We start from the raw sequence: 13,559 nt of genomic DNA, 5'->3' as shown, positions 1-13,559 counted from the left end.
GGTGACTGGATGACCCAACCCACGCTCCTGAACGTCGGTCGCCAGCTGAAGCTCCTCGCGAGGAAGCCCGGTGCCAACGGCGGGGCCCTGCGCGTGCTGGCCGACGAGCTGGAGGGTGGCGGCGCGCGGCTGGCCGGCGTCGACCTGCTCGCCGCGTACCCGCCGGACCTGATGATCCCGCAGGCCGGGCGCACCCGGCTGGTCACCGCGCTCGCGACCCTGCGGGACCTCATGGTCTTCGCCCCGATCCTGATCACCTGGTGGAGCCTGCACCAGGTGCTCGGTTCCTGGTCCCGCGCCGGCTACCCGGGCAACCTCCTGGAGTACTGGCAGGACGCCCCGGGCGGCGGCATCGGCCTCAGCGAGGCGGCACTGGCGGTGGTCGCCGTCCTCGTGCTGGTCGCCGTGCTGACGCTGACGGTCGTACTGCTGGACACCGGCGAGCGCGACACCACCGACCTGCGGCGGCTGCTGACCACCCACCTGACCACCGCGTCCCTGCTGCTGGCCTCCCCCGGCGCCAACAGCGGCACGACCGCCCGGCAACTTGCCTCGGCCGCCGGGCAGCTGGGCAGCAGCACCAAACAGCTCGTCGGCGCCATCAACAAGGTCGGCACCGACCTGCACGCGGTGGCGAACGCCGGCCCCGGCACCGACCTGCACGACGCGCTGCTGGAGTGGCGGAAGGCCGCCGACGCCCTCACCAGGATGGGCGAGGGCATGACCACGCCGGCCGCCATGGTCAAGGAGTTCGTCGCCCTGCGACAGTCGGTCGAGAAGGAGGAGGCGGCGCTGCGGCAGGCGATCCAGACGGCGGCCGAACGGCTCGAGGAGTCCACCGCGGTCGCCGTGCGCGAGGGCCTGGCGCACACGCGCGTCGCCGAGGACGCCCGCGAGGCGACGCAGGGCCTCAGCGTGGCGCTCGACCGGTTCACCGAGCGCACCCAGGACCTCGGCACGCTGGTCGCGCAGATCCGGGCGCTGCAGATCCGGCTGGAGTCCAGCGGGCTGCTCGTCGGGGAGCAGCGGATCCCGCGCGGCAACGCGGACGGGGCGGTCCGCGACGGATACCGGCGATGAGGCGGTCCGGGTTCTCCTCGCTGGCGATGATGTCCGGCTGGCTCTTCGCCGACCTGCTGCTCGTGCTGTTCCTCACCGTGTTGAGCTCGACCGCGGCGGGCACGCCCGGTACAGCGCCCGGCGAGTCCCCGTCGCCTTCCGTGTCGCCGTCGCGGTCGCCGTCACCGTCGCCCTCGTCCTCCGCATCGGCCCGGCCGCGCTGTCCACAGTCCTTCGACCTGAAACCGCAGACCTTCGTGGTGGAGAACGTCTCGCTGTCCGGACTGGCCGGCCGCAGCGCCGCCGCCCGCTCCCGGCTGGTCGGCGAGATCCGGGACCAGATCCGGGAGAAGGGCCTGCAGAACCAGTACGCGGGCATGGTGCTCGCCTTCGGTTTCGCGCCCAACGCGAACCGCGCCCTGGCACGCAAGGCCGCGCTCGCCGCCGGTCTCATGCTCCGCGACGCCCTGCCCGGGTTCGCCAGCGTCCAGGTGCGGGAGTTCAGCTACGAATCCGACGCCACCAACCGGGTGAGCCTCGATGTCTATTTCTTCGTTCGCTGCTGAGCTGCCGCCGGCGCTGGCACACGACGTCGACGAGGGCTGGCGGCGCGTGCGGCGATACCTGGACACCGGCGCGGCGCGCAACGTCGCGGGGGCGCAGGCCCGCGCGGTCTCGGACCGGCTGTGGCGCCGGGTGGTCGAGCACCCGCACGGTGCCCGGCCGGAGATCGACCCCCGGGTCGTCACCCCGCTCGCCGCGCTCTACTGGTTCCGGCACGACGCCACGGACGGCGCCGACCCCACCGACCTGGACCGGTCGCTGGGCCTGTTCCGCCGGCTCGTGCGCTTCACCGACCTGAAGCTGGTGCCGCCCCGCCCGATGGCGCGCCTCGCCGAGGAGGACGAGGAGAACGGCCTGGCCGAGCAGCTCAACCGGGCGGCCCTGCGATTCCTGCGCGGCCTCCCGCGACGCGACGCACCGCAGGCACATCAGGAGGCCGTCTCGATCCTGCGCCGCGCGGTCGAACACGCCGTGCCGTCCACCACCGTGCACGCACGCCTGCTGACCAACCTGGCCGGCGTCCTCCTGGTCCGCTACAAGCTCGACTCAGACCCCGCCGGGGTACGCGAGGCGGCCGCAACGGCACGCCGGGCCGTCGAGGTCGACCGCACCTTCGGCATCGACCGGGCCGCCGCGCAGGCCGCCTACGCCACCGCCCTGGTGTACGCCGCCCGCCTGCCCGGACCGGTCGACGACGCGAGCCTCCGCTCGGCGCTCGACCACGCCCAGGGCGCCGTGCTCAGCCTGGACCCGGCGCACCCGGCCCGGGCCGGATACGAGACGACGCTGGTCGGCGTCGCCCGTTCGGTCTTCGAACTGACCGGGGAGTGGGCGGACCTCCAGCTCGCCCTCGACCTCGCGGACCACTGCCGCGGCGGCTGACCCGGGCACGCCGCAACGCGACCGCTCCCATCGAGACATCCGAATGTTCTCCTGGGTACGGGTCCCGCCGCGCGAAACCGGCTTCCTACCGTGTGGCAACCGTTTTGCTACCAGGGGTGCGGCGATCGGTCCGAACTGAGGAGTGGACCCGATCGACTCGGCCGGGTCCTGCGATCTTCGGACCCAGGGGGGAACCGGTTGAGCACGCGTGCATCGCTAGCCCGTACAACGGCATTCGCCGCGCTGTACGCAGCCGCGATCATCGCGGGCCGGATGACCGTTATGGGTGACTCCCTGATGGCGCTGGTGTGGCCCGCGTCGGGTGTGGCAGTGGTGTGGTTCTGCGCCCAGCGTGGCTCCCGGTTGCGGTGGGTCGACGTGGCCGCGCTGATCACGATCTCGTGGGCCGGCAACACCCTCACCGGCACCGGGCCGGTCCTGGGCGGGATGCTTGCCGCGGCGAACCTTGCGATGGCCGTGGTTTTCGTGTGTCTGCTGCGCCGGTTCCGGCCGGCCCTCTGGGGCGCCGGAGGCACCCGGCGGTTGTCCAGCCTCTGGGAGCTGGGCAGCCTGCTGAGCTTCGCGGTCGCCGCCGCCGCCGCGGGCGCGGCGATCGGTCTGACCGGCCTGTGGCTGACGACGGGGCACGTGCCGGCCGTGGGGTTCGCGGACTGGATGGCCCGGCAGGTCACCGGCATGTTCGTGATCGGCACCGCCGGGCTGTGGCTCGGCCACACGGCCGGCGCGTTCTCGGCCCGGGCGTCGGACGGTTGGTGGCGCGCGATCGGCCGGCAGCTGCGCGCGGTGCCGGCCCGGCGGGCCGGCGAGTCCATGGCCGTCGTGCTGGGCTCCGCGGGCGCCTACCTGATCGGGTTCGTCTACGACAACGGGTTGCCGCTGGCGTTCCCGCTGATCGTGGTCACGGTCTGGGCGGCGCTGCGGCTGAGCACCACCTTCGTCGTGCTCCAGAACCTGACTCTCGGCAGTGCCGCGGTGTGGTTCACCCTGCACGGCGAGGGTCCGCTGGCCGCGATCGCCGATCCCCTGATGCGCACGCTTGTCGCCCAGATGTTCGTCGTCCTGATCACCACGGTCGGCCTGCTGCTGGCACTGGGCCGCGACGAACGCGCCGCGCTGCTCACCGAGCTGGCCGCGCAGAAGGAACAGGCGGCGCAGCACGGCGCGCTGATGAACGCCATCGTCGACTCCATGGCCGACGGGCTGTCCGTCATCGACGCCGAGGGCAGGATCACCCTGCTCAACCCCGCCGGCGCACGGATGCTCGGGCCCGCCGCGGTCGTCGGTGACGTGCGGCCCCGGCTGAGCCACCTCGACGGCAGCCCGATCGAGGCCGCCGACCTGCCCTCCACCCGTGCCGCGCGCGGCGAGTCGATGGACCCGCTCGACGTGCTGGTGCGCGACCCGGACGGCCGCGACACGCGTGTGTTCCGGGTCACCGCCACCCCGCTGCGGGACGACAACGGCGCACACGGCGCCGTCGTGCTCTACCACGACGTCACCGCCGAACGCCGCCAGCGCGACCAGCTCGCCGACTTCGCCGGCGTCGTCGCCCACGACCTGCAGAGCCCGTTGACCGTCGTCGAGGGCTGGACCGAGGTCGCGACCGAGGCACTCGACGCCGCGCCGGCGCACCCCGCGATCGACCGGTCCCGCGACGGCCTCACCCGGGTCACCCACGCCGCCACCCGCATGCGCGGACTCATCAACGACCTGCTCGCCTACACCTCCACCCGCGACGCCGACCTCGCACCCGCCCGGGTCGACCTGACCGAGCTGGTCCGCGACATCACCGCCGCACGCACCGACGCCGCGGTCACCGCCGGCCAGCCGGTGCCCCAGGTCGTCGTCGACGCGCTCGACCCGGTGCACGCCGACGCCGGCGCCGTCCGGCAGCTGCTGGACAACCTGATCGGCAACGCCATCAAGTACACCGCCCCGGGCGTCACCCCGCGCATCACCGTCACCAGCACCCACCGGGACGGCACCGTACGGATCGCCGTCGCCGACAACGGCATCGGCATCCCGGCCGGGCAGCACGAGGCCATCTTCGACAACTTCCACCGCGCCCACCCCACCAAGGGGTACGCGGGCACCGGACTCGGCCTGGCCATCTGCCACCGCATCGTCGCCCGCCACGGCGGCACCATCACCGCCGGCGACAACCCCGGCGGCGGCTCCCGCTTCGCCTTCACCCTGCCCGCCGCGGAGCGGCCCGGCGCGCCGGCGCCGGTCCTGCCCACCACGCCGGCACCGGCCGGCGGCGTCCAGCCCGCCCGCCGGGCCGCCCTGGCGCCGTCCGCGCGTGCCGAGGCCTGGCCGGTCCCCACCGGAAAGCGCCGGGTAGTGGTCAGCGCGGGCAACCGGCGGGGATGACGACAAACCGCCGAACGCCCGGCTGAAGCGCACTCCGGTGCGGGCCGGGCGGTTACCGGACAACGGCATCCGTGTGCCGGTAACGGGATCGGCCGCCGCATACGCGGGCTACGCTCGCAGCAGCGGCTGCTATTCACGTTCGGAGGAGCACCGTAGGAGTGTGATGCTCAAATCCTGCGGCCCACAGGTCAGTTGTGATCACGGTGTGCTGCACGAGCCGCAGGCCGTTCTCGCCGCCGCGCTGGAGGCCTACGTCGCCGTCGACACGGACGGGCGGGTGGTCGGCTGGAATCCCGCGGCCGAGGCATTGTTCGGTTACACCCATGCGCAGGCCTGCGGTGAACCGGTCGTCGACCTGGTCTTCCCCGAGCGGCACCGGGACGCGCACCGCGCCGGGCTGGCCCAGCTCGCCGCCGGAGAACCCAGCAAGGTGCTCGGGCAACGGCTGCGGATGCCCGTACAGGACGCCGAGGGCCACGAGTTCCAGGTGGAGATGACGGTGGCCGCGACCAACGGGCCGACGGGGCGGATCTTCCACGCCTTCTGCCACGACATCACCGCGTCGTACCGCGCCGGACGCTTCACCACCGTGGAGTCCGCCGTCGCCCGGGGGCTGGCCGAGGCCAAGTCCAGCGACACGGCCGTCGAACGGGTCGTCGAGGTTCTGGGGACAGCGATGGGCTGGCCCATGGCCGAGGTCTGGCTGGCCGACGAGCCCCGACAGTCGCTGCACTGCGCCTCCCGGCACACCGCGCCCGGTCGCGAGCTGGGCGACTTCGAGATTCCCGCGGTCGAGCCCGGTACCGGCCTGCCCGGACACGTCTACGCCGAGGAAGCGGCCCGGTGGATCCCGGACCTGGCCGAGGACACGACCCTGCCGCGCGACGGGCGCGCCGCCGCCAGCGCCGGCCTGCACGTCGCCGTCGGCGTACCGGTCTGCGTCGGCAAACACGCGATCGGCGCGCTGTGTGTCTACGGCGACCGGGCCGAGGACCCCGAGGACGCGCTGACCGCATTCCTCGCGGGCATCGCGGCGCAGATCGGGCAGTACTGGGAACGGCGCCGCGCCGAGGAGTTGGCCATCGAGCTCGCCCGCACCAAGGACGAGTTCGTCGCCCTGGTCACCCACGAGCTGCGCAACCCGCTGTCGATCATCGCCAGCACCGCCGCGATGTTCGACGAGGAGATCGGCACCCTCACCCCCGAGGACCAGCGCCGCTACCTGGACATCATCTCCCGCAACACCAACCGGCTCACCGTGATGGCCGACGACCTGCTCGAGCTGGGCCGGCTCGAGTCCGGGAACCTCGCCTTCCGCCCCGTCGACACCGAGCTGAGCGCCATCATCGGCGCCGCGGTCGACACCCTGCGTCCGCGGGCCGACGAGAAACGCCTGACCCTCGTCGTCGAACTTCCGGCCGGCCGGCTGCCGATGCGCGCCGACCCCGACCGCCTGCGCCAGGTCGCCGACAACCTGCTGACCAACTCCATCAAGTACACCCCGGCCGGCGGCACGGTGACGGTCTGCGCGACCGCGGACGGGGACGGCTGGATCCGCTGGACGGTGTCCGACACCGGCATCGGCATCCCGCAGACCGAGCGGGCCAACCTCTTCCGCCGCTTCTTCCGCGCCTCCACCGCCATCGACATGCGCATCCCGGGCGTCGGCCTCGGCCTGGTCATCACCCGCACCATCATCGAACGCCACCACGGCAGCATCACGCTGGGCGACCACAATGGACCGGGCACCACCTTCGTCATCAGGATGCCGGCCAGTCCCCCAACAGCCGAGGCGACCTGACGACCTGAGTCACCACCAGCTCCACTGGGCGCCGTGCCGGTGCTGCCGGGCGGTCGGAACGGTGTCGACGCGTCCGGTGCCGCGATGTTCCATGATGACCCTGCCGCACTCGACCCTCGCGGATTGAAGCCGAGGGATGCGATCACACGAAGCAGCCGCGCCGCTGTCATCTGAGTATCGATGCTCATGCCCGGTCCGGGGCCGCCGCCGTAGGTTCATCGCATGACCTCATTGTTCGGCGGCCCCCGCCGGTTGATTCGCCAGATTGCCGGTGCACTCGTGGTCGCGCTGCTGTCGGCGTCGCAGTGGTACGTCTGGATGGCCTGGGACACCGAGTATCAGACGGACCCCGTGACGCAGGTCAGCAGCGGCCCGTACGAGGCCTGGCAGGTCGCCGGGTGCGCAGTGTCGCTGCTGGTGGTGTTCGTTGGCGCGCTGCTGCTCGGAGTCCGGCCGCTCTGGGCGTCGGCGGCCCTGACGCTCGCCTTCACCGCGGCCTGGACCGCGACGGCGGCCCCCGCCGACAGCACCGGCATGTACGGCGTCGGCATGATCATGTTGCTGGCCGGCCTGACCGCGGCCACCTCCGCGACGGCCTCCGTCGTCGCCGGGCTCCGCCGTCGCCTGTCCACGCGCCGACCGGTCAACGGGGTCACCGCGTAGCCGCCCGGCGGACCGCTCAGAAGACGAACTCGCAGTTGATGAGTCCCGGCCGCCGGAGCCGCCGTGGACGGTGTCCGCGCCGCCCAGGGTGCGGATCCGTTTACGGAAGCCCCACCGCTTCGCCGTCGATCCAGACCTGTGCGATGTCGTGGGGTGTGGCCAGCGCGAACACCTTCGCGAGGGCCTCCTCCGGTCCGCTCGAGTTGCGCACGCCGATGTCGAGCGGCGTGCCCGGCCGCGGCCGGACCCAGATCGCGTCGAACCGCCGGCCGACGCCCAGGTCGCCGACCTGCTCGCGGAGCCCGAGCGCCCGCGCACCTGCCGCCGTGGCCAGGTGCAGCAGGTGCGCCGCGTTGAGCGCGACGCCGTCCGGGCCCCGCAGACGCTGGAGGAAGTAGGCCTGCAGCCCCTCCTTGAGCAGCGAGAAGCCGGTACCCGCGCCGACGTCGGTGCCGAGCGCGACGTGCACCCCGTACGCCAGGTGGCGGTTGAGCGGGAACATGCCGCTGCCCAGCGCCGCGTTGCTGGTCGGACAGTGCGCCACGCTCGCCTGCGCCTCGGCCATCCGCTTCAGTTCCGCATCCGTCGGGTGGACGTCGTGCGCCAGGACGGTGCGCCGGCCCACGAGGTCGTGCCGGTCGTAGCAGTCGAGGTAGCTGCCGCCGCCGAACAGCCGCCCGACCGTGGCGATCTCGTCGAGGTTCTCGTTGATGTGCGACGTGAACCAGCTGTCCGCCAGCTCGTGGTGCAGCTGCGCGCACGAGGCGAGCAGGTCGTCGCTGCACGACAGCGCGAAACGCGGGGTCACCGCGTACCGGCTGCGGCCGGCGCCGTGCCAGCGCTCCGCCAGCGCGCGCCCCTCGTCGTATCCGCACCGCGCGGAGGTGTGCAGGTCGTCGCGGAGCATCCGGTCGCTGACCACGAGGCCGCTGGTGATCCGCAGGCCTCGTTCGGCGGCCGCCGTGAACAGGGCGTCCACCGCCGGCGCGAAGTGTGAGCCGAAGACCAGCGCCGTGGTGGTGCCCGCGCCGAGGAGGCCGGCGACGAACTCGCCGGCGACGGCGTGTGCGTAGCCCGCCTCGGCCAGCCGTGCCTCCTCGGGCAGTGCGCAGCGCTCCAGCCACTCCAGCAGCGGCATGCCGAGCCCGCCGATCACCCGTACCTGCGGAAAATGCACGTGGGTGTCGACGAGTCCGGGCAGCAGGACCCCGTCGGGCAGCTCGACCAGGTCGGCACCGCGGTGCCGCGACCGCAGGTCGGCGAAGCCGCCCCGTTCGACGATCACGCCGTCCTCCACCAGCAGGCCGGCGTCGGCGTCGGCGCGCAGCACGCCGCCGGTGAACGGATCGTCCGGGGTGTCGATGGCCTGGGCACGGTAGAGGGTCATGGCCTGGCGTCCATGGCAACGGTACGGGCCGCGTCCGTCTCCAGCTCGAACCTGCGCAGCAGGTCGGCCGCCACTCCGACGGCGATCGCCGCGGGCTCCTTGCCGCGGATGTCCGCGAGTCCGATCGGCGTGGTGATGCGGGCGATCGCCGCCTCGTCATGGCCCTGCGCGACGAGCCGGGTGCGGAACCGGGCCCACTTGCCCGCCGAGCCGATCAGGCCGATGGAACCGAACTCGCCGCCGCGCAGTACCGCGTCGCAGAGCGCGAAGTCCTCCGCGTGGTCATGGGTCATGATCAGCACATGGGTGCCCGCGGCGAGCTCCCCCAGCACGATCTCCGGCATCACCGCCACCTGGTGGACGTGCACGCCGGCCACCGCGTCGGCGAGTGCCGCCAGCCGGGCGTCGGCGAGCTGCTCCGGGCGGGTGTCGACGAGGTGCAGCTCGATGTCGTGCCGGGCCAGAATGCGCGCGAGCTCCAGGCCGACGTGGCCGACGCCGAAGACCGCCACCGCGGGCACCACGGGCAGCGGTTCGAGCAGCACCGTCACGCTGCCCCCGCAGCACTGGACGCCGTGCCGGAGCGGGGCCTTGTCCGACAGCTCCAGCGTGAACAGTACGGGTGCCGCGCCCGCCGCGCCCAGCAGCGCGCGGGCCCGGTCGATCGCGACCGCCTCGACGTTGCCGCCGCCGATGGAACCCCAGGTCCGGGTCGCGCCGACGACGAGCTTCGCGCCGGCGTCGCGGGGAGCATGCCCGCGCACCGCGGCGAGCGTGACCAGGACGCCGGCCTCGCGTACGGCTCGCAGGTGTGTCACCGCGCCGAGCCAGGAACGGTCAGACACGACTCACCGCCTGCCCCACCTGCTCCGACTCGGGATGCATGGCGTGCGTCCCGGCGCCGGGCTGGGGCGGGGCGACGTCCGCCTCCACCAGGTGGCCGCCGGCGGCGGCGCGCGCCTGCTCGATCGCCCAGTACACGGCCTCCGGCGTGGCCGGAGAGGCGAGGTCGACGGCCACGCCGGCCGGACCGAACGCGGCCGACGCCTGCCGCAGCGCCTCCCGCACCGAGAAGGCCAGCATGAGCGGCGGCTCGCCGACCGCCTTGGATCCGTAGACGACCCCGTCCTCCTCCGCCTCGGCCAGCAGGGTGACGTTGAAGACCTCGGGCATCTCCGAGAAGCTGGGCAGCTTGTACGTGCTGGCCGCCTGGGTGCTCAGCCGCCCGCGCGCGGGCCCGGCGCCGGCGTCCCAGCGCGGGTCCTCCAGCGTCAGCCAACCCGCGCCCTGCACGAAACCGCCCTCGATCTGTCCGATGTCGATCAAGGGCGAGAGGCTGTCGCCGACGTCGTGCACGATGTCCACCCGCCGGGTCCGGTAGGCGCCGGTGAAGCCGTCCACCTCAACCTCGGCGGCCGCCACCCCGTACGCGAAATACTTGAACGGCGAGCCCCGCATCACCGACGAGTCCCAGTGCAGTCCCTCGGTGCGGTAGTAGCCCGCCGCGAAGAGCTGCACCCGCTGGAAGTACGCGACGCGGACGAGCTCGTTCCAGGCGACGCCCGCCGCGGCGCCGACGCCCCGGGCGACGCCGTCTGCGATGCGGACGTCGGCGGCGTTGACCCCCAGCACCGTGGCCGCGACCCGGGCCAGCCGCTCGAGGATCTGCTCGCAGGCGTTCTTGACCGCCCCGCCGTTGAGGTCCGCGCCCGAGCTCGCCGCGGTCGCGGAGGTGTTGGGCACCTTGTCGGTACGCGTCGGCGCCAGCCGGATCCGCTCGAGCGGAAGGCCCAGCGTGGTCGCGGCGACCTGCAACATCTTGGTGTGCAGGCCCTGGCCCATCTCGGTGCCGCCGTGATTGATCAGCACCGAGCCGTCCTTGTAGACGTGCACGAGCGCACCCGCCTGGTTGAACGCGGTGAAGTTGAACGAGATGCCGAACTTCACCGGCGTGACGGCCAGGCCGCGCTTGGAGTGCGGATGCCCGGCGTTGTATTCGGCGATCTCCTCCTGCCGGGCGAGGACCGCGCCGCTGTCGAGAACCTGCTCCCAGAGCCGGTGCAGGCGCTCCGGGTGCCGTACCGGCTGGCCGTACGGCGTGGTCTGCCCGGCCCGGTAGAGGTTGCGCCGGCGCAGCTCCATCGGGTCGATGCCGAGCAGCGGGGCGCAGCGGCCCAGGATGTCCTCGATGACCAGCATCCCCTGCGGTCCGCCGAAGCCGCGGAACGCCGTGTTGGAGGTCTTGTTGGTCCGCGCGATGCGGCCGGTGAGCCGCACGTGCGGAAGCCAGTACGCGTTGTCGGTGTGACACAACGCCCGCGCCAGCACCGGCTCGGAGAGGTCGAGGCTCCAGCCGCCGTCCGAGGTCAGCGTCGCGTCGAGGGCCTGCAGGTGGCCGGAGGAGTCGAAGCCCACCCGCCAGTCCACGTGGAATCCGTGGCGCTTGCCGGACATCGTCAGGTCCTGGGTACGGGTGAGGCGCACCCGTACCGGACGGCCGGTGAGCGTCGCGCCCAGGGCCGCGATGGCGGCGAAGCCGTGCGGCTGCATCTCCTTGCCGCCGAAGCCGCCGCCCATGCGCAGACATTGGACGGTGACCTCGTTGCTGTGCCGCCCCAGCACGTGCGCGACGATCTCCTGCGTCTCGGACGGGTGCTGCGTGCTGCACTGCACGAAGATCTGCCCGGCCTCGTCGACGTGGGCCAGCGCGCAGTGCGTCTCCAGGTAGAAGTGCTCCTGCCCGGCGAACTCGAGTTCGCCGCTGAAGACCCGCGCGGCGCCGGCGATGCCGGCCTCGACGTCGCCGCGCAGGATCTGCGGCGTGGCGCCCTGGAAGCTGTCCGCGGCGATCGCCTCCTGGACGGTCACCAGCGACGGCAGCGGCTCCACGTCGACCTCGACGGCGGCCGCACCCAGCCGCGCCGCCTCGAACGTCTCGGCGAGCACCCAGCAGACGGCGTGGCCGAAGAACATCACCTCGTCCGGGAACAGCGGTTCGTCGTGCTTGACGCCGGCGTCGTTGACCCCCGGCACGTCGGCGGCGACGAGCACGCGGACGACGCCGGGCACGCGCAGCGCCGGCTCCACGCGCAGCGCGGTGACCCGGGCGTGCGCGTGCGGCACCTGCACGGGGTGGGCGTGCAGCACGTCCTTGGTCCGGTAGATCAGGTCGTCGGTGTACAGCGCCGCGCCGGTGACGTGCAGCGCCGCGCTCTCATGCGGAACGGCCACCCCGACGGCAGGATTCTCCGGACGCTCAGAAAGCTCGCTCATGCCATCCCCTCCGCTGACGCTCCGGCGACGACATGAGTTTCAAACTGAGCCGATGATTCGCTCGCAAGCTCGCTCATGCCATCCCCTCCGCCGGGTTCGGGTTCTCCGCGTACAGCTTCAGCAGGCTCTGTGCGAGCATCGCCTTCCGGTACGCGGCGCTGGCCCGGTGGTCGTCGAGGGGCGAGCCCTCCCCGCCCAGCACCCGCGCCGCCGCCGCGGCGGTCTCCGCGGACCAGGGCTGCCCCTCCAGCGCCGACTCGGTGGCGCGGGCGCGGATCGGCGTCGCGGCGACGCCGCCGAGGCCGATCCGGGCCCGCACGACCGTCCCGTCGGCGACCTCCAGGGCGAAGCCGGCAGCGACGCTGGAGATGTCGTCGAAGCGGCGCTTCGCAATCTTGTGGAATGCCACGAGGCCGGCGAGCGGCAACGGGATCCGCACCGCCCGGATCAGCTCGTCCACCCGCCGGACGCTGCGCCGGTACTCGACGTAGTAGTCCGCCAGCGGCACCTGCCGCTCGCCGTCGGCGTCGGCCAGCACCACGTCGGCGTCGAGCGCCAGCAGGGCCGGCATGGCGTCGCCGATCGGGGATCCGGTGCCGAGGTTGCCGCCGATGGTGGCGCTGTTGCGGATCAGCCGGGACGCGAACTGCGGGAAGAGCAGGCCCAGCAGCGGTACCCGGCCCGCGAGCCGACGCTCGATCTCGGTAAGGGTCAGCCCGGCGCCGATCTCGATGTGTTCGGCACCGACCACCAGCTCCCGCAGCTCGGGTACCCGGTCGATCGCGATGACGCACGCGGCGCGCGCGCCGCGCAGGTTGACCTCGACACCCCAGTCGGTCGCGCCCGCGACGACGGTCGCGGTCGGCCGGTCCCTGAGCAGCCGGAGCGCGTCCGCCAGCGCGGCCGGGCGGAGAAACTCACCGTCGTCATTGCGTACGAGCGTCTGCCGGGCCGGTGTCGCCGGCGCCTCCCGGCGACGGGCGAGCGGGTCGTCCCGCTCCGGCGGCCCGAGCGCGTACGCGGCGTCGCGGATCGGCCGGTACCCGGTGCACCGGCACAGGTTGCCGCTGAGCGCGTGCAGGTCGAACCCGTTCGGGCCGTGCTCGTGGTCCGCCGGCGCGCCTTCCGGTTGCGCCTGCCGGCCGGGGCGGTAGAACTCGGCGGCCATGCTGCAGACGAAGCCCGGCGTGCAGTACCCGCACTGGGAGCCGCCCCGGACCGCCATCTCGTACTGGACCGGGTGCAGGCTCTCCGGGCCGCCGAGCCCCTCGGCCGTGACGATCTCCTGGCCGTCGAGCCCGAGCACGGGCAGCAGGCAGGCGTTGACCGCCACCCACTCCGTGGGGCGGTCGAGGCCGGGTCGCGCCACCAGCACGGAGCAGGCCCCGCACTCGCCCTCGCCGCAGCCTTCCTTGCAGCCGGTGAAGCCCTGCGTCCGCAGCCACTCCAGAGCGGTGGTATGTGGCGCGATGTCCCCGAACGCGAATTCCTGGCCGTTAACCCTGATTCCGGCAGCGCCCATATCAGCTCCCGTCA

The 13,559-nt window shown here is 72.9% G+C and carries 10 protein-coding genes; 6 read left to right on the top strand and 4 right to left on the bottom strand.

Going from position 1 to position 13,559, the window contains the following annotated elements:
• Positions 1 to 9 precede the first annotated feature (9 nt).
• The 6 genes from AB0B58_RS19505 (at position 10) to AB0B58_RS19480 (ending at position 7,363) form a co-directional block, all read left to right on the top strand.
• Complete coding sequence (locus AB0B58_RS19505; protein ID WP_360225159.1) at positions 10 to 1,080, top strand: hypothetical protein; 1,071 nt, start codon at positions 10 to 12, stop codon at positions 1,078 to 1,080.
• Positions 1,077 to 1,625: a hypothetical protein gene (locus AB0B58_RS19500; protein WP_360225157.1), complete on the top strand. Its 549-nt coding sequence runs from the start codon at positions 1,077 to 1,079 to the stop codon at positions 1,623 to 1,625. The genes AB0B58_RS19505 and AB0B58_RS19500 overlap by 4 nt, the downstream gene beginning before the upstream one ends.
• A complete protein-coding gene (locus AB0B58_RS19495; RefSeq protein ID WP_360225155.1) occupies positions 1,600 to 2,505 on the top strand; it encodes a hypothetical protein in 906 nt (301 codons plus the stop codon). Before AB0B58_RS19500 ends, AB0B58_RS19495 begins: the two co-directional genes overlap by 26 nt.
• Before the next feature lie 198 nt (positions 2,506 to 2,703).
• Entirely contained in the window at positions 2,704 to 4,899 is a 2,196-nt protein-coding gene (locus AB0B58_RS19490; protein WP_360225153.1) for an ATP-binding protein, read from the top strand.
• Between the two features lie 205 nt (positions 4,900 to 5,104).
• Complete coding sequence (locus AB0B58_RS19485) at positions 5,105 to 6,700, top strand: ATP-binding protein (protein WP_360225151.1); 1,596 nt, start codon at positions 5,105 to 5,107, stop codon at positions 6,698 to 6,700.
• Positions 6,701 to 6,922: 222 nt separating this feature from the next.
• Positions 6,923 to 7,363, top strand: a complete 441-nt coding sequence (locus tag AB0B58_RS19480; RefSeq protein ID WP_360225149.1) for a hypothetical protein — start codon at positions 6,923 to 6,925, stop codon at positions 7,361 to 7,363.
• Between the two features lie 100 nt (positions 7,364 to 7,463).
• Here AB0B58_RS19480 and guaD read toward each other — a convergent pair whose 3' ends face one another.
• From guaD to AB0B58_RS19460, 4 genes are all read right to left on the bottom strand, one after another.
• Entirely contained in the window at positions 7,464 to 8,750 is a 1,287-nt protein-coding gene (gene guaD / locus AB0B58_RS19475) for a guanine deaminase (protein ID WP_360225147.1), read from the bottom strand.
• Positions 8,747 to 9,595 (bottom strand): xanthine dehydrogenase accessory protein XdhC, encoded by an 849-nt coding sequence (xdhC, locus tag AB0B58_RS19470; RefSeq protein WP_360225145.1) that lies wholly within the window; start codon positions 9,593 to 9,595, stop codon positions 8,747 to 8,749. The genes guaD and xdhC overlap by 4 nt, the downstream gene beginning before the upstream one ends.
• Positions 9,588 to 12,023, bottom strand: coding sequence for a xanthine dehydrogenase molybdopterin binding subunit (gene xdhB / locus AB0B58_RS19465; protein WP_360225143.1), 2,436 nt, complete (start codon positions 12,021 to 12,023; stop codon positions 9,588 to 9,590). The genes xdhC and xdhB overlap by 8 nt, the downstream gene beginning before the upstream one ends.
• 73 nt (positions 12,024 to 12,096) lie before the next feature.
• On the bottom strand, positions 12,097 to 13,545 hold the full coding sequence (locus tag AB0B58_RS19460) for an FAD binding domain-containing protein (protein WP_360225141.1): 1,449 nt from the start codon (positions 13,543 to 13,545) through the stop codon (positions 12,097 to 12,099).
• Between the last annotated feature and the right edge of the window lie 14 nt (positions 13,546 to 13,559).

It is taken from the genome of Actinoplanes sp. NPDC049118 (assembly GCF_040648555.1).
Taxonomy (GTDB): domain Bacteria; phylum Actinomycetota; class Actinomycetes; order Mycobacteriales; family Micromonosporaceae; genus Actinoplanes.
This window is presented reverse-complemented; position numbering and strand designations above follow the sequence as displayed.